The following is a 23,818-nucleotide window of genomic DNA, read 5'->3' as shown; positions in this document are numbered from 1 at the left end:
AAACAGTTATTTTTAGTTGAAAATTATCATTTATCATTAAAGAGTTCCGACTGCATCAGCCACGAACTTGATGATATGATTCAATAATAAAATAATTATTACTTTAAAATAAATAACATAAACAACCGAGTAATAGATAGAGATTTATTACTGGGTAATAAAGGAACAAAATAGATACTTATACAAGTAACAATTCATTTTATTTTAAATGTATCGATATTAATAAAAATCTCTATAGACAGATAAAACATTCGATTTCTTAATGAATTAATTAGGTATAGAGGAGTGTTTAAACGCGATATTGGAGCGGGAAACGAGGTTCGAACTCGCGACCTCAACCTTGGCAAGGTTGCGCTCTACCAACTGAGCTATTCCCGCATAAGAGAAGTGTTTTAAATGGTGCCCGGGGCGAGACTTGAACTCGCACGGCCAAAAAGGCCGAGGGATTTTAAATCCCTTGTGTCTACCGATTTCACCACCCGGGCTCAAAACTTATTACGTAAGGTAATCCGCTTTGAATGCAGTGCATTTTACCTATCTTGAGATTTCAGTCAACAGAAATTTTGGATTAATTGTTTAATTGCTCAATGTTTAGCTTATTGTTGGTTTAATATTGGTTTTTTGGGGATTGATAAGTGTAATTTTGTGAACTTATAGGAGATGACAAAATTACACTAAAATTAACGGTTATCGACTTTTTGATAAATTATTCTTCATCTAATAAGTCACTTTGCGCTATCCATAAATATTGGAACATGGATAATAACGTTAAAATTGTAGCTAAAAAAAGTGCAGCTAACCCCGCATATATAACAAGATCGCAAGGGCGCCAAAGCAACCAAGTTAATGCTGTCATTTGAGCAATTGTTTTAATTTTGCCAATTGAAGATACTGCAACATTACCTCGTTTGCCAATTTCAGCCATCCATTCTCGTAATGCAGAGATAATAAGTTCACGAGAGACGATAATTATTGCAGGAATAGAAATCCACCACGCCTGATAATATTGCGTTATAAGAACCAATGCGATTGTTACCATTATTTTGTCGGCAACAGGATCTAAAAAAGCACCAAATTTAGTCGTTTGACCTAATCGGCGGGCAAGGTAACCGTCAAAAACATCTGTAACTGCGGCTATTAGGAAAATTAATGCCGAAAAAAAGCCTGACCATTCATGAGGGATTAAATAAAATGCCAACACAAAAAATGGAATCAGTATTACTCGAAATAATGTTAAGAATGTAGGTAAGTTAATTTTCATGTGACATTAGCTCATATTGTTTTATTAATCAAATGGTTAGCGACAATTAAAAAAACAGGGTTTTCTCATTGATTATGTTGCCTGAAAAATGTTAATTTTTCAATGTGTTATTGCTGTAAATTTAGATAAATTTTTTCAGCTAATGATTTTGAAATACCTTGAACTTGTGCAATTTCATCTATACTGGCATTTTTCAACTCTCTAAGCCCACCAAAATGCTTAAGTAAAGCTTGCCGTCTTTTTCCACCAACGCCTTCAATATGCTCTAAAGCGCTGTCAGTTAACTGTTTAACACCTTTTTTACGTTGACCCACAATTGCATGATCGTGCGATGCATTTCGAATTTGTTGAATAAGTAATAAAGCGGGTGAGTTATAATCCAGATAATATCCCTTACCATGAGCTTCAAAGAAGAGCGTTTCTAATCCTTCTCTACGTTCAGCACCTTTGGCAACACCAATTAAAATAGGGTGGTTTTTATCCCAGTTTACGTCTAAATTATCAAAAACCCTTAACGCTTGGTTAAGTTGACCTTTTCCTCCATCTATAAAGATGATGTCTGGGATCTTATCTTCAGGAAGATCTTTCTTACTATAACGACGGGTTAAGACTTGTTCCATTGCTGCATAATCGTCTCCAGGCGTGATACCATTTATATTGTAGCGACGAAACTCTGATTTAACTGGTCCTTTATCATCAAAAACGACACAAGATGCAATTGTGTTTTTACCCATAAAATGGCTTATATCAAAACATTCCATCCGATTGATTTTATCAATGCCCAAAAACGCTTTTAGTGCATCATATCGTTGTTTAATGGTTGAGTTTTCCAGTAGCTTATTTTTAACTTCGGTTTGAGCATTAACCGTTGCAATATTTAACAATTTAAGGTTATCACCTTTTGGTTCATCAACTATTTTTACTTGATGTTCAGCGACAATAGATAAAGTATCTTCCATTGCTTGCTTATCAGATAATGAAAAATTGAGAAGAATTTTCTTCGGAATATTTCTATTTTGATTTCCTTGTAAATAAAATTGTCCTAAAAATGTCTCGATCACTTCTTCTAGTTCAGTATTAGATGGCACTTTTGGAAAATAAGAACGATGTCCAAATGTTTGACCATTTCGAATAAAGAGTACATAGATACAAGCTAAGCCGAGTTCGTAATGGAAACCAATCACATCTAAATTATCATTATTGTTATAGATAGCTTGTTTTTCATTTATGTGTTTGATTGCTTGTAGCTGATCTCGTAATGCGGCTGCTTTTTCAAAATTAAGTTCACTACTGGCTTTTTGCATATCCGCAGTAATTTTTTGCAATATTTGATCTGATTGCCCGGAGAGAAATAACCTTACATAATTCACTTGTTCATTATAATCTTCGTCGCTAACTAAACCTGGTACACAAGGTCCTAAACAGCGTTTGATTTGGTACTGTAAACAAGGACGAGTTCGATTACGATAAGTGCTATTTAAACATTGTCTTATTGGAAATGTTTTTTGTAATAAGGCAAGAATTTGTTTTACCGCATATCCACTCGGATAAGGGCCAAAAAACTCATCTTTTTTTCGATTAATTGCACCACGATACAAAGACAATTGAGGATGTCTTTCTTTACTTAATTTGATAAACGGGTAGCTTTTATCATCTTTAAGCAAAACATTGTATTTGGGTTGATATTTTTTGATATAAGTTTGTTCGAGTAATAATGCTTCAGTCTCTGTATTGGTGATGGTAAATTCAACTCGATGAATATGACTTACCAATCGATCGGTTTTGATCGTTTTTTTACTGCTATTGAAATAGCTTTTTAAGCGATTATTGAGATCTTTCGCTTTTCCCACATAAATAATGGTATCTTTATCATTAAACATTTGATAGATACCTGGTTTATGTGGGACTGTTTTTAGAAAAGATGCTGTATCAAATTGGCTCATATTAGTTTTCAAAAGTGAGGGCTTTTTTCTCTATTATCCTCATAATGGTGCTTAAAATACCATTTATCAAGAGGTAAATGAGCCCTGCAACCATAAAAATTGAGAAGTCATAGTATTCACCATTTAATGCATTACTATATCCCATTAAATCCATAACAGGAATCATTGAAGCTAAGGCTGTACCTTTTACCACAAAAACGACTTCGTTAGAATAAGTAGAAAGAGCACGTTTTAATGCATATGGCATGACAATTTTAAGAGTTTGTCTTTTGTTCATACCTAAAGCGCTACATGCTTGCCACTGTCCTTGTGGAACAGATTTTAATGCACCATAAAATATTTGTGTAGTATAAGCGGCACTATTAAGCGTTAAAGCTAAATAAGCACAAAACCAAGGTGAAGAAATAAAATCATAAAAAGCAGGAAATTTACTTAAATATTCACCAAATTGTGATGGTCCATAATAGATTAAAAACAGCTGTACTAATAATGGTGAACCAGTAAAAATAATGATATAAGCGCGAATTGTTTTCGTTAATAGCTTAGAATTTAACGATAAAAGACATGAAAAAACAATAGCCAAAATACCAGCCGTTAATATACCGAATATACTTAGACTTAATGTATCAGGTAGACCTTGAAGAATGATTTTTAGATAAAAAATAAAATTATCAGACATAAAATAACCTTACTGACTATTGGCTGATGGTTCAAAATGGGTTGCACGTTTTTCAATACGTGAAATAATTTTTTGACTTAAAATTGATATCACTAAATAAATAATCATCGCAACAAAGTACCATAAAAAAGGCTGATTGGTTCGGGCAACTATTGTTTTGGTTTGCATCATTAAATCATCTATCGCGATTGCTGAAACAAGGGCAGTATCTTTTAATAAGATTAACCATTGGTTACTCAAACCGGGTAATGCGTGTCGCCACATTTGTGGCATGATAATACGAAAGAAAGTTCGAGATTTGCTTAATCCTAAAACTTGAGCTGCCTGTTTTTGTCCGCTTGAAATCGCTTTAAATGCACCGCGTAACGTTTGTGAGGCATAAACAGCGTAGAGTAATGATAAAGCAAAAACACCGCATAAAAATGGGTCTGGTTGGGTATTATGAATACTCATTTTTACGGTAAACGATGTAAAGCCGAGAGGAACGGTAAAGCCATCATCTAATGCCATCAATAGCAGTGGTAAACCAGTATAAATCGCAACCACAATTAATAATTCGGGTAAAGCTCGAATGGTTAAATTGAATAGCGACATTAGCCATGCAACGGGTTTGAATGGTACTGATTCTAAAATAGTAAAAATGAACGCAAAAAACATTCCAATGACTAACGATACAAATGCTAATGATAACGTAATCGCGGTAGCTTTCGTAAGCGGCAAAATATACCCATCCATAGAAGAGAGTAACAAGTCTATACCGTGTGCAAAAAATTCTGACATAAAAGAACCGTAGTTAAATTTAAAAAATAAACTCGCCGCAGAATATGCGGCGAGATAAATAAGAACTGATTTTGTTATTAATAATTATTTACTAAACCATTTTTTATAAATAGCATCTAATTCGCCATTTGCTTTTAGTTTATCGATTGCTTGATTAAATTGTTCAAGTAATTGATCATTGCCTTGACGTAAAGCAATACCTAAACCTTCACCAAAAAATTCATGATCGGTAATTTTATCGCCTAAAGCAACGATATCAGCATCTTTACCTAACCATTCACCAGCAACAAAAGAGCTTGAAACAATAGCATCAATACGTTTAGCTTTTAAATCTAAGAAAGCAAATTGGTAGCTATCATAGCTTACTGCTTTAACATCAGGATATTTTTCATTTAAATATTTTAAATAAGTTGTACCTTTTTGAATACCAACTTTCTTACCTTTTAGCTGATCAAGACTTGTTAAGGAATCTTTTAAAGTAACAAATTGGATTGAGCTATCATCATAATAGATTTTTGTAAAAGCAACTTGCTTTTGACGTTCAGGTGTAACATCAATACCCGCAATAGCCGCATCGATTCGACGAGTTTTTAAACTAGGAATTAATCCATCAAATGATTGATTTACAATGTTACAAGTTACTTTCATTTCATCACAAAGTTTATTCATGACGTCAATATCAAAACCGATGATTTCGTTTTTATCATTAGTAAATTCGAAAGGTGCATAAGTCGCTTCGGTACCAATGGTTAACGTTTCAGTTGCTTGAGCTGCAAATGCAGAGCCTGCAAGTATAATAGCTAGTAATGTTTTTTTCATATATCCACCCAATCAGATTTTTATTAATATTAATGCGATAGATAAGCTTTGAACTCTTCAGTTTTTGGATGTGCAAAACACTCAATTTGACCTTGTTCAACAATCTTACCCTGTTCCATGTAAATCACTTGTGAAGCAACTTTACGAGCAAAATCGACTTCATGCGTAACAATAATCTGTGTAATTCCTGTTTGTGACAGTTCATTAATGATTTCTGCAATTTGAGATGTGATTGCAGGATCTAAAGCTGCTGTTGGCTCATCAAATAGCAAAATTTTAGGTTCCATCATTAAGGCTCTCGCAATAGCCACTCGTTGCTGTTGACCACCTGAAAGGTGAAGAGGGTAACGATGGGCCATTTCATCAATTTGTAAGCGAGCCAAAATTGACATGGCTTTTTCACTTGCTTCTTTTTTCGATAGTTTCAAAACTTGGCAAGGGGCTTCAATTAAGTTCTCTAAAACAGTTAAATGTGGCCATAAGTTGTAATTTTGAAAAACCATGCCAACATTTTTGCGTAAAGTTCGAATAGTTGATTCACTTATTTTTTTTGAAAAATCAAAATGTGAATCCGCAATTGTCATTTCACCAGACGTTGGTATTTCAAGTAAGTTAAACACTTTTAGTAAAGAACTTTTACCTGCACCGCTCTGACCAAGTAAAACAATTGTTTCACCTAAAGGGTAACATAAAGAGACATCATTTAATGCCTGATGTTTACCATAAAAACAGTTAATATGGTTTAATTCGATATTCATTAGTATTAGATAAACTATTTAAATTTTAATTGACTAAATATTACTTTTTTTTGCATAAAAATGCAATCTAAATTATTAGACAACGATATTTTAGCCTGATTTTTAAGCTAAAAACCCGGCTCCTCAACTTTTTTTTATAATCGTTTTTATATCGATTTATCTTTATCTGTAATTAGGGTTTTACAAAAGTATAAAAATGAAATAATAATTTGAGGTATTTGCTCATAAATCTAATTTCAAAGACCCCGTTCCTCAACTTTTTTGGAAGTTTTTTTATTAATTTTGATTATTAATAATTGGGATAGTAGGACCAAGAAATTTAGGTTCTTTGTTCAGGATGTAAAGATCAATAAAAGCACTTACTCGTGCAAACATCTCTCTAATTCGAACTAACTTCATGCTTTTGGGCGCAGGGACAGCAAAACATTGAGCTTGAATACCTTGCGCTAACGCAATAAACATTGCTCGTTCACAATGGAATTCTTGAGTAATAATAGTAAATTCATCTGCGTCAAAGACTTTATTTGCACGAACAATTGAATCGAAGGTTCGAAAACCTGCATAATCTAATACAATGGCTTCTTTCGGTATGCCAGCTTTTATAAGATCTTTCTGCATCATAATTGGCTCGTTATAATTTAATTGCGCATTGTCGCCACTTAGCAATAAATAATCAACTTTACCTTGCCAATACAGATCAATCGCACCATCTATTCGGCTGCGATAAAAACCATTGATTCCGCCATTTTTTACATATTTAGAGGTTCCTAATACAACACCAATTGTTCGGTAGGGAAGTTTGTTTTCATCGTGATAAATGTAAGGTGCTGTCTTATAGCTTATCCAAAAGTCGAGTCCAATTACTAAGGCAAGTAGTAATGAAAAAAAAGCAATAAAATAAGCAATAAGTTTTTTTAACTTCATACTAAAACCAATCAAAAATAAATACCATTATTGGGAATAAAAATGGTGCTGTTAATGAGGTCATAATACCACATAAAACTAGAGATAGGGAGCTATAAGCCCCTTCGTTATAATTGACTTCAATACAACGAGCTGTACCTACAGCATGAGATACTGCACCAATTGATAATCCTCTTGCTGAAGGTGTTTTTATTTTAGCAACGTTCAATAATTGATGACCAAAAATACCGCCTAGTGTTCCAACAAGTATTACGCATAATGCAGCGATTGATTGAACGCCACCCTCATTATCAGCGATGGTGACCGCGATGGCTGTTGTCACTGATTTAGGTAATACTGATGCAGCAATTTCTTTACTTCCACCTAACCATAATGCAATAAACACACCGGTTACCATAGACGCTATGGAGGCAGTGAAGGTGATAATCATGATTGACTTCCAACGGGCTTTTATTTGTGGAATTAGTTCATATAAAGGATAAGCCAAAGCAACGACAGAGTAAGGGAGTAGATCGTTAATAATTTTTACGTTTTTAACATATTCAACATACTCGGTATTTGTTATTAATAAAATAGGGATTAATACAATAACCGAAATGACTAATGGGTTAAATAACGGATTTTTAATTTTAAATGAGATTCTTCTAATAATTAAAAAAACCAAAACGGTTAATGGTAGCATCCATATCATGGTTGGTTCTCCCTATTATCGGAGGTTTTAACGACTTTTTTATGCAGATGTTCAGTTAAAAAAGCGGTTAAATATAAGACAATAACTGAACCACCAACACTAGCAAAAATTATCGGTATCCAATTATCTAAGAGTAATGAATAATTATCCATTATCCCCATCGCCGCAGGAATAAAGAGCACCGTCATGTATCGCATGAAAAGATTACAGCTATTTTTTATCCAACACGTTGGTATTAATTGAAAAGTTAATAAAATGAACAAAATCAATAAACCAATAATACTTCCAGGGATCATGATTGGTAAGATTGCAGATACGACATTTCCTGCCCATAAGCAAATGGTCAGGATAATCAAGCCTCGACTGTAGCTAAATAGTGTGTAGTATAAAGAATAAAGTCGATGCTTAATGGTTGCATGTTTGGCTAAAAAGTGTTTCATAAATTAAATGCTAATTGTTTAAAACTTAAATTATGATTACCAATTCTATAGTAAGAGATGGCATTGTACTTTGAACAGGCGTATATGATACGCCCGTAACATTTAATTATCCAACTAAATAATGACAATATTGATATAGTTGTTTTAGTAATGCCAGCTTTTCAGGTTTTTGTATATAAATCTCAGCAAGTTGTTCAAGGGATTGCATATAATCTTGAACTTTAGTTGCATCTAGTTTATCACGACAATGATCTTGCCAGATTCGTAACTCTTGTTCAGTTAACGTTTCTGGATAGTTTCTAGCTTTATAACGAAACAGTAATTTTGCTAATCTTGGATCATCAAAAGTTAACGATAAACTATCTAATAATTGGGGGGGAGTAGTTCGAATCGTTTCACAATTTAATAAATCATTTCCATTTAAAAAGCCTGCATATATTTGCGCATCGATATCACTATTGTTATTTGAGTATTCATTATCCATGCCAAATAGTTCACGCATTTTACTTTGTAATAAACTTTGATTTTCCAGTAGTTTTTGTTGATTTTCTAAGCATTTTTGTTTATCAAGATCGAAACGCTTTGCATTATCGGGTAATAGTGTGCTCAATGGCGCAATGATTGGGCATTTGTTAATATGAATTAGTTTTAATGGGATACGTTGTTCATCAACATCAAGATCTTCAGTTTTAGTGTAGAGTTTCTCTCGAATAGTTTCGACTGGTAAATTAATCAGTGAATCGATATCTCCAGTAAGATCACAAACAATCACTGCATTTTTTTGATTTGCGTGCCATGCAATAGGGCTAACTAATGACATGTTACCTCGATAACTACCTAACATGCCTGAAACGTGAATTATTGGCGTCATGTTGGCAATATCGATAAGCTCGACAACTTTATTTTTATTACGTAGTGTGAAGAAGTAATTGAATAACTTTGGTTGCACTTGCTTAATTAATTTTGCCATCGCAATGGTGGCGTAGACATCAGACATAGCATCATGCGCATGTTCATGTTTAATATTATTAGCTTTAGTGAGATCTTCTAATCGAAAACTAGGGAAACCAGATTCATTTATTGGCCAATTAATACCTTCCGGTCTTAATGCATAACAAGCTCGGACGACATCTAGTAGGTCCCATCTTGAATTACCGTTTCGCCAACTATAAGCATAAGGGTCATAAAAGTTACGGTATAAGATGTTGCGAGTCACTTCATCATCAAAACGAATATTATTATAGCCTAAGATACACGTGTTAGGTTGGCTAAATGCTTCATGTATTTGTTTGGTGAATTCGGCTTCACATATACCTTGTTGATTTGCTTTTTGTGGTGTTATTCCAGTTATTAGCACAGCTTCAGGATTGGGAAGATAATCTTGGGCTATTTGACAATAGATGACTAAAGGTTCTTCAATAATATTAAAATCACTGTCAGTTCGAACACCAGCAAACTGAGCAGGGCGATCTAAAGCTGGATTTATGCCAAAAGTTTCATAATCGTGAAAATAAAAGGTTATCTGCTGTGAATTATTTTTCATTATTTTATAATTTTTTGTATTTTAATTTATTAAATCAAGCTGTTTTGTTTATCGGTTTTAGGATGATATTTAAGTCTGATATTGAAAAATATTAACTAAATATCGATAGTTATATATTTTATATTATATCAGATTTAATGAGAGTAATGTGGGATAAAATAAAATTATTGGAAGATAAGCTCAAATAAAAAAGTGAATATAATAATATATTCACTTTTCTAATCCTCCTAAATTAGTAATAATTATCGAGTTCTTTTAGAAATATTTTTAACTCTTCTATCCATAATTCAGCATTCATGGTTGTACCATGGCCTCGGGTCTTAACACTTGCTGGAATTAGATAATATTTAGCAGCAACAACATCCTTGAGGGCTTTTTCCATTAAACCTGTGTTTGGTGGATTTCTTTCATCATCTTCTGAATTGATAACTAACATAAATGCTTTAATTTTTGTTAGCTCTTTTGTTGGATCAAAGTTTCTGGCTGCATCCCATTGATATAAAAAATCATTCGCGTCCATTGTTGTTCGTTCTTTTAACTTATTTGCTAATATTTCTTCTGTTTTCTGGGTGCTATAAGCGTTATTTTGCCAGGCAATATCACCTCCGTTAGTCGCGATATCGTAGTAATTATAAACAGTTTGGAATTTTTCAGGTTGTTTGCTATAAAAGCCATTATTCAAATCAGGATCGTCTTTAATTGAATTAATGATCATCTTTCTCATTATCCAATTTCGACTAGACATTGGCGCAGGGGTTGCTGCCATTGCAATTGCTGCTTTCATGTAATTAGGATACATAGTTACCCATTGCCATGTATTCATTCCACCCATCGAGTTACCAATAATAAGTTCAAGATGATCTATATTTAAACCTTTTTTCAAAAGTAGATATTGAGCATTAACCATGTCGGTATAATCATAATGAGGAAAGTTTCCTTTCAAACCGTCAGAGGGTTTCGAAGATTGACCTGTACCAATAGCATCAGGCAATATTATGAAATATTTTTCAGCATCCAACGGCATTCCTTTATCAAATAAGGCATGACCAAAACTGTCATTAAGCATTGAATCTCCATTGCCAGTTGTGCCATGTAAAACTAATACTGGCTTTCCTTTAGGGTCGCCGATAGTGACATAATGAATTTTCAAATTTTGAATTGTGTTACCATCATTAAATTTAAATTTTTCAATAATATAATCACCTTCTTTTCGGTTATAGAACTCGGAACAATATCCTTGCGATGCGAAAATAAGAAAAATAAAAAATAGTAGCGTTTTTTTTATATTATTCATATGTGGCTCTCTCCTTCATAATTACGTTATGAATCATATGTGTAAGAGATAGGGTAGGAAGGTAATATTTACGGTGAATGAATTTTTTCCAACGTTAGTTTCTATAATAATTTATTAAATGATAGTCATCCAATAAAAATACGTTTATTTACATTAAATAATTAAATTTGAAAATGAATTTTAAGTATAAACGGAAAGTTCTTTAAGTTAGTAAAAAGGGAATTATCAATTCCCTTTCTTGAAGTTATTTAATAGAATTTTTAGTCTTTGGGTGCGCTTTCGATGATATCAGCTAGCTTTTCGAGAGTTAATCTTAAGAACCTTGGCATAGCTTCGATTTCAATCGAGTCCATTAAGTTTTTTACATAGAGACCTAATTCAGTATCGCCTTCAACAATGAGTCGGCGTTGAAAGAATAATGTATCAGGATCTTGCCGTCTAGTTGCTATCATTATTAAGTCATTGGCATTGCCGATGAAGCTTACATCAGGTATTTCCTCGCGGCTAACCACAAGTTTGTTATCAATTAAGCTGACAAACCAGACTAATTGAAGATCGACAACTTGGATTTTGAGCCAACGATTTTCTAAAAAATCTAGCTCGCCATCTTCAAGTGAATGTTTGAATTGCAATTGTAATAATTGTTCAATAGCTCTTTTTTTTACGCTAAAGGGTATACATTGTAATGTCATACCCAACATTTGTGGCGCTTTATCGACAAATTGTGAATGAATTCTTCCTAGAAATTGGTGTTTATTGCCAATCATTTACGCATCTCCAGAGATCATCTTCTCATAAATATCTAAATCGGTATTTAGATGCTCGAAAACTTCTTCACTAACTTCATCACGAACTTTCATTTGAAGTAATGCGGTGCGCTCCGCCCCAATTGCAACTAAACGCATACGTCTTTCTAGATTTTCAGCTTCAAGAGCTTTTTGTTCTAAATCTTTTAAGCCAGTTCGACGTCTTAATGAACCTATAACACGTGAACCAACTTCGTGGATAATTTCTTGATCTAGGCCTTCTTCAGACGTTTCTTGTAAAAGGCTAGTTTGCATTTTTTCAAGACTAACGATAGCTTCTTCAGCCATTTGTCCTTTTACGGTTAATATTTCGTTGTCTTGTTCGGAGTTATCCAAGATCACGCTACCACGTAATAAAATTGGTAACATGATAATAGCGGATATTAATGATACTAATATAATACCAGCAGCAATAAATACGAGTTGATATCTGCCCGCAATGGTTATTGGAATAGATAATACACCGGCTAGTGTTATCGCTCCGCGGACACCAGCAAAAGTAGATATCCATAAATCACGTGTGGTATATGAATTAAATGCTAATGGACGCTTTGTGCCAAATGGCATTGTTGGCATTTTTTTCATAGCCCAAAGCCAAGCAAATCGAGTGCCCATTAATACTATAAAAACGAACAATACAATTAAGCATAGTTGCCATAATTCAATTGATGCATCGGTTTGGTTTTCAGCAAATGTATTTTTTAAAATACTTGGAAGCTGAATACCTAATAGAACAAAAACAAATCCATTGAATACGAACGTTAACATTGACCATGCACTATCAGATTGTAAGCGAGTTGTTAAAGGGGCATTACGCATCATTCCTGAGTGGTTAACTGTCATACCAGCACTTACTGCAGCTAAAATACCGGAACAGTGACATTCTTCAGCAATGATATAAGCGGCAAATGGTAGTAAGAATAATAGTACGATTTGGATTGCGGGATCATTGTTTGTTAGTTGGTTTATTTTACGCAAAATACGAGCATATAACCAAGTGAATATCACCCCAACAGCTAATCCACCTAAAGCAACCACGAAGAAGGATATACTGATTTGTAATAAGTTGAATTCAAATGCACCAGCTGCAATTGCAAGTGCAAATTTTAAGGAAACAAGACCGGAAGCGTCATTCATTAAGGCTTCACCTTCAATGATTTCCATCTTCTCTTTTTCAATTCGTCCTTTACCGACAATACCACTAAGTGCGACGGCATCGGTAGGTGATAATACTGCTGCTAATGCAAATACGGCTGGCATTGAAATATCTGGTAGCATCCAATGTAGTAAGTAACCCAGAGCAACAATTGATATAACCACTAGAACCAAGGCTAGCCCTACAATTTCTCGTACATTATGGACAAAATCTTTTACAGAAGTTTTACGTCCATCAGCAAATAGTAAAGGAGGAATGAACAGTACAAGAAATAGGTCTGAGTTAAACTCTAAATAAATACCTAATGCGGCAAGAATACTACCTAGTAGTATTTGCATTAGAGGCAATGGGATCTGTATTGGTAACATTTTTATAATGACACCAGAAAGTGATACAATTAATACTATTAGTAATATTGTTGAAAATAGTTCCATAGCTACTCTTTTAGTTATCCCATATATAGTTATCTATTATATAGGATTTTTAAGAATATTTCAGGTTAAAATTGTATAAAATCACTCAAATTTTAAGCAATCTCTATTATTGATCAAAAAAAGTAATAATTTAATTGATGGGCAGGTTAGATGGAAAATTGGCGAAGAGCATTTGTATTACATACCAGAACATACAGTGAAAGCAGTTTGCTAGTCGATTTATTCGTTGAAAATGTTGGGAAAGTAACCATTTTAGCAAAAGGTGCTAGGCGTAAACGCTCTGCATTAAAAGGTGTTTTACAACCTTTTACTCCACTAATTGTTCAATATTCAGGTCATGGAGAAATAAAAACTTTACGTCAAGTTGAGGCTGTTTCCCTTACTTTACCTCTTGTTTCTGTTTATTTATATAGCGCCTTTTATTTAAATGAACTATTACACCGTGTTTTAGTCGCCGAAACCGAAATAACTACGTTGTTTGATGATTATCTAGCAAGTATACAACAATTAGCCCAACAAGTTCCTGCTGAAAACGTGTTACGAGCATTTGAATTGGCCTTACTTGAAAATTTGGGCTATCACGTTGATTTTTTTCATTGCAGTGCAACAGGTGACGATATTGTTGAATCTATGCATTATCAATATATTTCAGAAAAAGGTTTTATTTGTAGTTTGTTACAAAATAGTACCGCTTTCACTGGTGAAGAAGTCTTAGCTTTAGGGAAAAGGCAATTTCACAATATCGATACACTTAAAGCGGCAAAACGTTTTACAAGAATGGCGTTAAAACCTTATGTTGGTGCAAAACCATTTAAAAGTAGAGAATTATTTTTAAAAATATAATTTGTCTTTTAACTTAATTTAAACGGTACTTTATGTAAAATGTATCAGATCTATTCCGTCAACAATGTTGACGGAAAGATGATTAATCATAAATTAATAAACCGGAGGTTTGGCATAATTACCATTATCAGCAGGAAAAGCATTTGGACTTAATTTTTGATAGTTTCTACTATTATCTTCTAACTGAAATATTGCCGTGCCTATTACACCTATATTTGTTGCTGAACCTTCACTATTATGATTAGCATAAGCACTAGAGCTGTCAGAAAAAGTAAAAGCAGCTACTTCATTATTACTTTTACGGAAGCCTTCAATCACAAGTGTGTCATGTGGTCTTAAAATATAGCCATTGTTTGAGAATGAACCAGCTTTACCATTAATAACGTCTAATCCATCAATAGTTGCTACAATTTCATAGGTATTAGAAGAGTAATTACGATAGAATAATCGGTAGCTTTGTCCTATTTTACCTTGTAACTTAACGTTGTTATTTTGCTTAGTTAATGGCCATTTTTTGCCACGATCATCAAGGAAAGCCATACCAATTCTACCATTATTCAACATAACTTCTGAAATTGCTTTTCCATTATATTGATGTGCTGAATAATTGATAGTAATAACATCAATAGGGTAAAAACCGGTACGTTTCATACTTACTTGTTGAACATGCGATTCAATGCCATCTCCCCATTGAGTCCCTAAGCTTTTATTAGCACTTTCTGTAACAGTATTTGATGATGCAACATCACTATTACGATAAGATTGGCATCCAGTTACAATTAAAGTTAATAAAGATAAAATAGCGATAAAATATTTTGTATGCATTAATTTCATATTCCTTTATATATTATGTAGTTAAACATATTTATCTTAATACATTATATTATTATATATAATATTTTTTTGCTGGCTATGTTTCATTTCAGCTATTTATAATTAATTATGACTAATTAAGTGTTATTAAATTATTATAATAAAATCTGTGATAAACCCTCGATATTCTATTTAAAATCCTTAAGATAAGTGGTAGTATACACAACTATTTTTTATGTACGCATGTGCGCTTTCGTGTGGCGCACCACTGTTATAAGGATTTATTATGCCAATTATTACTCTTCCTGACGGAAGTCAACGTCAATTTGATAAGCCTGTTACTGTTTTAGAAGTTGCTCAAAGTATTGGAGCTGGTCTTGCCAAAGCATGTATTGCTGGGCGAGTAAATGGTGAACGTAAAGATGCTTGTGATTTAATTGAGCAAGATTCAACTTTATCTATTATTACATCAAAAGATGAAGATGGGCTTGAAATAATTCGTCACTCTTGCGCTCATTTGTTGGGGCATGCAATTAAACAACTTTGGCCAAATACGCAAATGGCAATTGGTCCAACGATTGATAACGGCTTTTATTACGATGTCGATTTAGATCACTCTCTAACTCAGGAAGATCTTGATGCTCTAGAAAAGCGTATGCATGAATTGGCTAAGAAAGATTATGAAGTTATAAAAGAAGTAGTAAGTTGGGAACGTGCTAGAGAAGTATTCTGGGAGCGTCATGAACCATATAAAATTGCTATTTTAGATGAAAATATTCCAAAAGATTCTACTCCTGCACTTTATCACCATGAAGAATATATTGACATGTGCCGCGGGCCACATGTGCCGAATATGCGTTTTTGCCATCATTTTAAATTACAAAAAATTGCTGGAGCATATTGGCGGGGTAATAGTGATAATAAAATGTTACAACGTATTTATGGCACAGCATGGGCTGATAAAAAACAACTTGATAGTTACTTACAATTTTTAGAAGAAGCAGCTAAGCGAGACCATCGTAAAATTGGTAAACAGCTAGATTTGTATCATATGCAGGAAGAAGCACCTGGTATGGTGTTTTGGCATAACGATGGCTGGATTATTTTCCGTGAACTTGAGGTTTTTGTTCGCACTAAACTAAAAGAATACGATTATCAAGAAGTGAAAGGTCCATTTATGATGGATCGGGTTTTATGGGAAAAAACAGGTCACTGGGGTAACTATAAAGAGTTGATGTTTGTTACTTCATCTGAAAATCGTGAATACTGTATTAAACCGATGAACTGCCCAGGGCACGTTCAAATTTTCAATCAAGGTTTAAAATCTTATCGCGATTTACCACTAAGAATGGCTGAGTTTGGTAGTTGTCACCGAAACGAACCGTCAGGCTCATTACACGGTTTAATGCGTGTTCGTGGTTTTACCCAAGATGATGCACATATCTTTTGTACTGAGAACCAAATCCGCAGTGAAGTTAATAACTGTATCAAAATGGTTTATGACATGTATAGCACATTTGGTTTCAAAGACATTACTGTTAAATTATCAACTCGTCCTGAAAAACGTATTGGTAAAGATGAAACTTGGGACTTAGCCGAGAAAGATTTAGCAGAATGTTTAACTGAAAATGGTATTGAATTTGAGTATTTACCTGGCGAAGGTGCATTTTATGGGCCAAAAATTGAATTTACGCTTCATGATTGCTTAGGCCGTGCATGGCAATGTGGTACAGTCCAACTCGACTTTATGTTACCAGAAAGATTAGATGCAACTTATGTAGGTGAAGATAATGAACGTCATGTTCCAGTTATGATTCACCGAGCGATTTTAGGTTCGATGGAACGTTTTATGGGAATTTTGACTGAGGATTGTGCAGGATTCTTCCCAACTTGGTTAGCACCATTACAAGTTGCCGTTATCAATATTACCGATAATCAAGCTGATTATGCGAAACAATTAACCAGCCAATTACAAAAAGTTGGTATTAGAGCAAAAGCAGACTTGAGAAATGAGAAAATAGGGTTTAAAATTCGTGAGCATACTCTAAAACGTGTTCCTTATATGTTTGTTTGTGGAGACAAAGAAATGGAATCAGGAACAATTTCAGTTAGAACACGCCAAGGTAAAGATCTTGGTAGCTTTGAAGTGAAACATGTTATAGAATTATTGCTTAATGAAATTCATAGTCGTTCATTAGAACAGATGAATTAATGATAAATTACTTTGGAGGAATGAGATATTAAAGTCAGTAAGCGAATTCAGTCAACACGCGCGCACAAAATTAACGATGAGATTACAGCTCGCGAGGTGAGGTTAACCGGCGTCGATGGTGAACAGCTCGGTATTGTTAGCTTAGATGAAGCTTTAAAACAAGCTGAAGAAGCAACGTTGGATTTAGTTGAAATAAGTCCTAATGCAGAGCCACCTGTTTGTCGAATTATGGATTATGGCAAATTCCTCTATGAAAAGAGTAAAGCAACAAAAGAACAGAAGAAGAAGCAAAAGGTTGTTCAGGTTAAGGAAATTAAATTCCGACCTGGTACAGACGAAGGCGACTATCAGGTAAAACTCCGCAGCCTGATACGCTTTCTTGAAGATGGCGATAAAGCCAAAGTTACGTTGCGTTTTCGTGGACGTGAAATGGCTCACCAACAGTTAGGTATTGAAATGCTTGACCGCATTAAAGAAGACTTAGCTGATTTGGCGGTTATTGAATCTTATCCAACTAAGATTGAAGGTCGTCAAATGATTATGGTGTTAGCGCCGAAGAAAAAGTAATGGTTTTTCAAGTTAATTTTTAGTTTCTAAAAATTACACCATTATTTTATTTTTATTAACAATGCGAAGTGGAAATTTATAAAATGCCTAAAATTAAAACTGTAAGAGGCGCAGCAAAGCGCTTTAAAAAAACAGCTTCTGGTGGCTTTAAGCATAAACAAGCTAACAAGAGCCATATCCTAACTAAAAAATCAACTAAGCGTAAACGTCATTTACGTGGTTTGACTACTGTGTCAAAAGGCGATTTAGGTTTAGTAGTGGCGTGTGTTCCATACGCTTAATTATTGATTAATTTTTTAGAGGATATAGTTTATGGCTCGTGTTAAACGTGGTGTTATTGCTCGTGCACGTCACAAGAAAATTTTAAAACAAGCAAAAGGGTATTATGGTGCTCGTTCACGTGTATATCGTGTTGCTTTCCAAGCAGTAATTAAAGCAGGACAATATGCTTATCGTGACCGTCGTCAACGTAAACGTCAATTCCGTCAATTATGGATTGTACGTATCAATGCTGCTGCTCGTCAATGTGGTCTTTCTTATAGTCGTTTCATCAACGGTTTAAAGAAAGCTTCAATTGAAATCGATCGTAAGATCCTTGCAGATATTGCAGTATTTGATAAAAATGCATTCGCTGCATTAGTTGAAAAAGCAAAAGCTGCACTTTAATAGCTTTATAAGAGCCGAGTTATCTCGGCTTTTATGTTTTATAAAAAGATTATTTAAGAGTTAATTATGAATTTAGTTATTTTTCGTTTCTTTTTTAGCTTCAATAATGCTATTCGTTCGTGAGGCAAATAAAAAACGAAAAATAATTATAAAAGCCTCAGAAGAGGCTTTTTTTATGTAATAAACAATAAGCAGGAGAACTGTATGTCTCAATTAGTTGAACTGGTAAGCAATGCCAAATCCGCTATTGAAAATGCTAATGATATTAATGCCATAGAACAAATTCGAGTGGAATATTTTGGTAAAAAAGGCTATTTTACAATGCAGATGGCTTCTTTACGTGATGTTCCCGCTGATGAACGCCCCGCTGTAGGTCAGAAAATTAATGATGCTAAGCAACAAGTTGTTGAGTTATTAAATCAGAAGCGTAACTTTTTAGAGCGTCAGGCTCTTAATGCAAAATTAGCAAATGAAACAATTGACATTACATTACCAGGTAAGTCGCTAGAATTAGGTGGTTTACATCCAGTTACTAAGACAATTAATCGTTTAGTTGAATTTTTTGGAGAACTGGGCTTTGTTGTTGAGACTGGACCAGAAATCGAGGACGATTATCATAACTTTGATGCATTAAATATTCCTGCTCATCATCCTGCACGTGCTGATCACGATACATTTTGGTTTGATGCAAAACGTTTATTACGCACACAAACTTCTACAGTTCAAATAAGAACAATGGAAAATCAAAAACCGCCAATCCGAATCATTGCTCCAGGTAGAACTTATCGTAATGATTATGATCAAACGCATACGCCAATGTTTCACCAAATGGAAGGGTTATTGATAGATAAAAATGTAAGTTTTACCCATTTGAAGGGGTTATTGCATGATTTTCTTCATTGTTTTTTTGAGGATAATATGGAAATTAGATTTAGACCTGCATATTTTCCATTTACAGAACCTTCAGCAGAAGTGGACATCAAGGCTAAGAATGGCAAATGGTTAGAAGTTTTAGGATGCGGTATGGTTCATCCTAATGTATTACGTAATGTTGGAATAGATCCTGAAATATATAATGGTTTTGCCTTTGGTATGGGAATTGAAAGGTTAACTATGTTGCGTTACGGTGTCACTGATTTGCGTTCTTTCTTTGAAAATGATTTACGTTTTTTAAAACAATTTAATTAATTCTGGAGATCAAAACATGAAATTTAGTGAAAGTTGGCTACGTGAATGGATCAATCCAGAAATTAGTAGCGAAATGTTAGCCGATCAATTAACCATGGCTGGACTAGAAGTCGATGATGTTGAAAAAGTTGCTGGTGATTTTTCAGGTGTCGTTGTTGGAAGGGTAGTTGAGTGTAAACAACATCCTAATGCCGATAAGCTCCGTGTAACTAAAGTCGATATTGGCAAGCCTGAATTACTGGATATTGTTTGTGGTGCACCAAATTGTCGTCAGGGTTTAACTGTTGCTTGTGCAACAATTGGGGCTCTTCTACCAGGTGATTTTAAAATTAAAGCCGCCAAATTACGTGGTGAACCTTCAGAAGGTATGCTTTGTTCTTACTCTGAATTAGGAATATCTGAAGATCATAGTGGAATTATTGAATTGCCTGATGATGCACCTTTAGGGCAAGATATCCGAAAATATCTAAATCTTAATGATGTTATGATTGAGATTAGTGTTACGCCTAATCGGGCTGATTGTTTTGGTATCATTGGTGTTGCCCGAGATATCTCTGCAGTTAACAATATTCCAATGAAACAACTTAATATTGAAAGTGTTCCAGCAACTATTGCTGATACTGTGTCAATTGAAATAAATGAACCTAAAGCTGCGCCACGTTATCTTGGTCGAGTAATAAAAAATATTGATGTTAATGCAACAACACCACTTTGGATGAGAGAGAAATTACGCCGTGGTGGTATTCGCTCAATTGATGCCATTGTCGATATTACTAATTATGTGTTATTAGAATTAGGTCATCCGATGCACGCATTTGATTTGGCGCAAATCGATTCAGGAATCATTGTTCGTTATGCTCATCAAGATGAAAAACTTGTTTTATTAAACGGAAATGAAGTAAAACTAAACGATAAAACACTCGTTATTGCCGATCATCAAAAAGTATTAGCAATGGCTGGTATTATGGGGGGAGAAAAATCTGGCGTAACAACTTCCACAAAAGATATCTTCCTTGAATCAGCTTTTTTTGCACCATTAGCAATAACTGGTAAAGCTCGTGAATATGGTTTACACACTGATGCTTCTCACCGTTATGAACGTGGTGTTGATCCTTATTTACAATTATCTGCTATGCAAAGAGCAACTCAATTAATTGTTGATATTTGTGGTGGTGATGTAGGTCCTATCTCTGAAATTACAAACGAAAAAGAACTTCCTTCTCAAGCTACAATTCAGCTGCGTAGAAATAAAGTGGATCAAATTATAGGTTATGCAATTGAAACCCAAAAAATTACAGATATTTTAATTAGATTGGGCTGTGAAGTTTCTTATAATGAAAATGTTTGGACTGTTAAATCACCAAGTTGGCGATTTGATTTGCAAATCGAAGAGGATTTAATTGAGGAAGTTGCTCGAATTTATGGCTATAACAATATTCCTAATGTGAATCTGAAAATAGAATCTGTAATGAAGCCAAAACCTGAAAATATAGTCCCTTTGTCTAGAGTGAAAAATTTATTAGTAGATAAAGGTTATCAAGAGGCGGTGACTTATAGTTTTGTTGATCCTAAAATTCAACAACTTCTTCACCCAGAGCAGCATCATATTACATTACCTAATCCTATTTCGAGTGAAATGTCAGTTATGCGTTTATCATTATGGTCAGGGTTATTAGATGCTGTAATATATAATCAAAATCGCCAACAATCTCGGATGAGATTATTTGAAACTGGCTTACGTTTTATTCCAGATGATTCATGTGAATTTGGTGTTCGCCAGGAATTGATGCTTGCTGGTGTTCTTACTGGCACTCTTTATGAAGAGCATTGGTCATTACCTAAACAAAATATTGATTTTTATGATTTGAAAGGGGACTTAGAGTTACTATTTTCTCTTTTAGGTTGTAATGAAAAAATTGTATACCAGAAATCAGAGCTTGATGCATTACATCCTGGACAAAGTGCTGCTATTTACTTGAATGGCGAGCTTATTGGTAATTTTGGTGTTTTACATCCAGAAATTGAAAAAAAATTATCTTTAAATAGTAAAACGCTTGTTTTTGAAATAAATTTAGATAAAATTAATGATAAAAGAGTACCAGTTGCTCATGAGTTATCTAAATATCCGTCTAATAAGCGAGATATTGCTGTAATTGTATCTAACACAATACCAGCAGCAGATATTATTTCTGAGTGTAAACATGCTGGTGGTGAACAACTTGTAAGAGTTAATTTATTTGATGTATATCAAGGTGAAAACATAGATAAAGATCAGAAAAGCCTTGCTATCAGTTTGATTTTACAAGACAAATCACGTACACTAGAAGAAGAAGATATAACAAACATTGTAAGCAAGTGTGTTATTGCTTTACAAAACCGTTTCAATGCCCTATTAAGAGAATAATAATTATGACATTAACTAAAGCTGATATTGCAGATCGTCTTGCCGATAAATTTGATATTGATCGTCAAGAAGCTAAAGTCCTAGTTGAACTTTTTTTCGAAGAAATTCGAGTTGCTTTAGAAAAAGGTGAACCTGTTAAACTGTCTGGATTTGGTAATTTCGCTGTTCGTGATAAAAATTCACGACCAGGTCGCAATCCAAAAACAGGCGAAAGTGTTGATATCTCAGCTCGTCGAGTTGTCACATTTAGACCAGGTATTAAATTTAGAGAACGAATTGAGAAAAATTTAACTCTATAGTTAAACATTTTTAAATTTCGTTTGATATGTAATAGCCTTTCTGTTGTTATTACAAGACAGGAAGGTTAGTTCTTTTTTCGTTTTAAATATTGTAATAATTTGCTAATTAAAGCATAATAACGCCTCTTCAATGGAGGCTCTATGGGTCCTCTTGCAACATTTTTTTGCTCATCAGGTCAGGTCCGGAAGGAAGCAGCCAAAGTAAAAAATATGTGTGTGGGATGTGGCTGATAGGGTCTCCTCCAAAATTCTCTAAATTAATATTAACTTACCATTGTCTTTAATGGCTATTAAATAGTCACTTAATTTATCCTTTCAAAATTTCATATTAAAGAGGTTGTAGAGATGCAACATTTTTGCGATCATATATCAAATTTTATTTATCTTCTTAAGTAAAATTATTCATATTAGAAAAACAGTAATGAGGAATTATTTATGATGCGAGTTGGATTATTTATCCTAACTAACTTAGCTGTTATGTTTGTATTTGGTATTATTTTAAGTATTTGTGGCGTTGATGCTCACAGTACATTAGGATTACTTATATTTGCGGCTATATTTGGTTTTGGAGGGTCTTTTATTTCACTTCTTTTATCTAAAAGAATGGCTTTAAGTTCTGTTGGTGGAAAAATAATTACTAATCCTCGCAACGCTCAAGAGCAATGGCTTTTAGATGTAGTTAATCGTCAAGCAAATGAATTGAAATTAAAAACACCACAAGTTGCGATTTATCAAGCAGAAGATATAAATGCTTTTGCAACCGGAGCAACTAAAAATAATTCTCTAGTAGCTGTTAGCTCGGGTCTTTTAGCCGCTATGACTCAAGATGAAGCTGAAGCTGTAATTGGACATGAAATGAGTCACGTTGCAAATGGTGATATGGTGACAATGGCACTTTTACAAGGTGTACTTAATACTTTTGTTATTTTCATTTCACGAATTTTTGCTTCAATCGTAACAAAAGCTTTGGAAGATAGAAGTGAAGGATTATCTACTTTCGCTTATTATTTCATCGTAATGATTTTTGAAACTGTATTTGGTATTTTAGCAAGCATCATTGCTATGTGGTTTTCACGTTATCGAGAGTTCCATGCTGATGCTGGCTCAGCGAAATTAGTAGGGTCTACTAAAATGATTGCTGCTTTAGAAAAATTAAAAATGAGTCATCAGCCAAGTGAAGAAGCATCAATTTTGGCATTCTGTATTAATGGTGAGAAGAAAGCTAGATTTTCTCAACTATTTTTATCTCATCCACCTTTAGATAAACGTATTGAAGCATTACGTAATCAATCTAATAT

Annotated in this window: 23 protein-coding genes, 2 tRNA genes and 1 other RNA gene; 10 read left to right on the top strand and 16 right to left on the bottom strand. The window is 34.0% G+C overall.

The window, feature by feature from the left end; all coding sequences use genetic code 11:
• Positions 1-302 precede the first annotated feature (302 nt).
• From A9G08_RS02190 to A9G08_RS02120, 15 genes are all read right to left on the bottom strand, one after another.
• Positions 303-378 (bottom strand) — tRNA-Gly (locus tag A9G08_RS02190).
• 19 nt (positions 379-397) lie between these two features.
• Positions 398-485, bottom strand: a tRNA-Leu gene (locus tag A9G08_RS02185).
• A 221-nt stretch (positions 486-706) separates the two neighbouring features.
• On the bottom strand, positions 707-1,261 hold the full coding sequence (pgsA, locus tag A9G08_RS02180; RefSeq protein ID WP_065562116.1) for a CDP-diacylglycerol--glycerol-3-phosphate 3-phosphatidyltransferase: 555 nt from the start codon (positions 1,259-1,261) through the stop codon (positions 707-709).
• Positions 1,262-1,368: 107 nt separating this feature from the next.
• The gene (gene uvrC / locus A9G08_RS02175; RefSeq protein ID WP_065562115.1) at positions 1,369-3,204 is read right to left on the bottom strand and encodes an excinuclease ABC subunit UvrC; all 1,836 of its coding nucleotides are present in this window, start codon (positions 3,202-3,204) and stop codon (positions 1,369-1,371) included.
• Between the two features lies 1 nt (position 3,205).
• Positions 3,206-3,883 carry an arginine ABC transporter permease ArtM gene (gene artM / locus A9G08_RS02170; protein ID WP_065562114.1) on the bottom strand — a complete coding sequence of 226 codons (678 nt, stop codon included), beginning with the start codon at positions 3,881-3,883 and terminating at the stop codon, positions 3,206-3,208.
• A 9-nt stretch (positions 3,884-3,892) separates the two neighbouring features.
• On the bottom strand, positions 3,893-4,663 hold the full coding sequence (gene artQ / locus A9G08_RS02165; RefSeq protein ID WP_218058377.1) for an arginine ABC transporter permease ArtQ: 771 nt from the start codon (positions 4,661-4,663) through the stop codon (positions 3,893-3,895).
• An 84-nt stretch (positions 4,664-4,747) separates the two neighbouring features.
• Positions 4,748-5,482: a transporter substrate-binding domain-containing protein gene (locus A9G08_RS02160; protein ID WP_065562113.1), complete on the bottom strand. Its 735-nt coding sequence runs from the start codon at positions 5,480-5,482 to the stop codon at positions 4,748-4,750.
• 29 nt (positions 5,483-5,511) lie between these two features.
• Entirely contained in the window at positions 5,512-6,240 is a 729-nt protein-coding gene (gene artP, locus A9G08_RS02155) for an arginine ABC transporter ATP-binding protein ArtP (RefSeq protein ID WP_065562112.1), read from the bottom strand.
• Between the two features lie 276 nt (positions 6,241-6,516).
• Positions 6,517-7,164 carry an ElyC/SanA/YdcF family protein gene (locus A9G08_RS02150; RefSeq protein ID WP_065562111.1) on the bottom strand — a complete coding sequence of 216 codons (648 nt, stop codon included), beginning with the start codon at positions 7,162-7,164 and terminating at the stop codon, positions 6,517-6,519.
• 1 nt (position 7,165) lies between these two features.
• On the bottom strand, positions 7,166-7,855 hold the full coding sequence (locus tag A9G08_RS02145) for a CidB/LrgB family autolysis modulator (RefSeq protein WP_065562110.1): 690 nt from the start codon (positions 7,853-7,855) through the stop codon (positions 7,166-7,168).
• On the bottom strand, positions 7,852-8,295 hold the full coding sequence (locus A9G08_RS02140; protein WP_081299453.1) for a CidA/LrgA family protein: 444 nt from the start codon (positions 8,293-8,295) through the stop codon (positions 7,852-7,854). Before A9G08_RS02140 ends, A9G08_RS02145 begins: the two co-directional genes overlap by 4 nt.
• A gap of 106 nt (positions 8,296-8,401) precedes the next feature.
• Positions 8,402-9,838: an exodeoxyribonuclease I gene (sbcB, locus tag A9G08_RS02135; protein ID WP_065562109.1), complete on the bottom strand. Its 1,437-nt coding sequence runs from the start codon at positions 9,836-9,838 to the stop codon at positions 8,402-8,404.
• 232 nt (positions 9,839-10,070) lie between these two features.
• Positions 10,071-11,132: an alpha/beta fold hydrolase gene (locus A9G08_RS02130; protein WP_065562108.1), complete on the bottom strand. Its 1,062-nt coding sequence runs from the start codon at positions 11,130-11,132 to the stop codon at positions 10,071-10,073.
• 260 nt (positions 11,133-11,392) lie between these two features.
• Positions 11,393-11,899 (bottom strand): ubiquinone anaerobic biosynthesis accessory factor UbiT, encoded by a 507-nt coding sequence (ubiT, locus tag A9G08_RS02125; protein ID WP_065562107.1) that lies wholly within the window; start codon positions 11,897-11,899, stop codon positions 11,393-11,395.
• Positions 11,900-13,528 carry a Na+/H+ antiporter gene (locus A9G08_RS02120; protein ID WP_065562106.1) on the bottom strand — a complete coding sequence of 543 codons (1,629 nt, stop codon included), beginning with the start codon at positions 13,526-13,528 and terminating at the stop codon, positions 11,900-11,902.
• Between the two features lie 150 nt (positions 13,529-13,678).
• Here A9G08_RS02120 and recO point away from each other — a divergent pair, with 150 nt between their 5' ends.
• A complete protein-coding gene (recO, locus tag A9G08_RS02115; protein ID WP_065562105.1) occupies positions 13,679-14,371 on the top strand; it encodes a DNA repair protein RecO in 693 nt (230 codons plus the stop codon).
• 93 nt (positions 14,372-14,464) lie between these two features.
• Here recO and A9G08_RS02110 read toward each other — a convergent pair whose 3' ends face one another.
• Positions 14,465-15,196, bottom strand: coding sequence for a hypothetical protein (locus A9G08_RS02110; RefSeq protein WP_141673906.1), 732 nt, complete (start codon positions 15,194-15,196; stop codon positions 14,465-14,467).
• Between the two features lie 274 nt (positions 15,197-15,470).
• Between A9G08_RS02110 and thrS the strand changes: the two genes are divergently transcribed.
• The 9 genes from thrS to htpX all read left to right on the top strand — a co-directional run.
• The gene (thrS, locus tag A9G08_RS02105; protein ID WP_065562103.1) at positions 15,471-17,396 is read left to right on the top strand and encodes a threonine--tRNA ligase; all 1,926 of its coding nucleotides are present in this window, start codon (positions 15,471-15,473) and stop codon (positions 17,394-17,396) included.
• A 27-nt stretch (positions 17,397-17,423) separates the two neighbouring features.
• On the top strand, positions 17,424-17,963 hold the full coding sequence (gene infC / locus A9G08_RS02100) for a translation initiation factor IF-3 (protein ID WP_065562102.1): 540 nt from the start codon (positions 17,424-17,426) through the stop codon (positions 17,961-17,963).
• A gap of 83 nt (positions 17,964-18,046) precedes the next feature.
• Complete coding sequence (gene rpmI / locus A9G08_RS02095; RefSeq protein ID WP_034882133.1) at positions 18,047-18,244, top strand: 50S ribosomal protein L35; 198 nt, start codon at positions 18,047-18,049, stop codon at positions 18,242-18,244.
• Between the two features lie 31 nt (positions 18,245-18,275).
• Positions 18,276-18,629, top strand: a complete 354-nt coding sequence (gene rplT, locus A9G08_RS02090; protein ID WP_024496189.1) for a 50S ribosomal protein L20 — start codon at positions 18,276-18,278, stop codon at positions 18,627-18,629.
• Positions 18,630-18,833: 204 nt separating this feature from the next.
• A complete protein-coding gene (pheS, locus tag A9G08_RS02085; protein WP_065562101.1) occupies positions 18,834-19,817 on the top strand; it encodes a phenylalanine--tRNA ligase subunit alpha in 984 nt (327 codons plus the stop codon).
• Positions 19,818-19,833: 16 nt separating this feature from the next.
• Entirely contained in the window at positions 19,834-22,221 is a 2,388-nt protein-coding gene (pheT, locus tag A9G08_RS02080; protein ID WP_065562100.1) for a phenylalanine--tRNA ligase subunit beta, read from the top strand.
• Positions 22,222-22,226: 5 nt separating this feature from the next.
• Entirely contained in the window at positions 22,227-22,520 is a 294-nt protein-coding gene (locus tag A9G08_RS02075; RefSeq protein WP_034882129.1) for an integration host factor subunit alpha, read from the top strand.
• A gap of 140 nt (positions 22,521-22,660) precedes the next feature.
• Positions 22,661-22,756, top strand: an RNA gene (gene ffs, locus A9G08_RS02070) — signal recognition particle sRNA small type.
• Positions 22,757-22,955: 199 nt separating this feature from the next.
• On the top strand, positions 22,956-23,818 hold an 863-nt coding region (htpX, locus tag A9G08_RS02065; protein WP_065562099.1), incomplete at its 3' end, for a protease HtpX.

The sequence above is a fragment of the Gilliamella sp. wkB195 genome, from assembly GCF_001690445.1.
GTDB lineage: Bacteria > Pseudomonadota > Gammaproteobacteria > Enterobacterales > Orbaceae > Gilliamella > Gilliamella apicola_E.
Note: the sequence above shows the minus strand (reverse complement) of the source record. Positions and strands in the feature narration are given on the sequence as shown.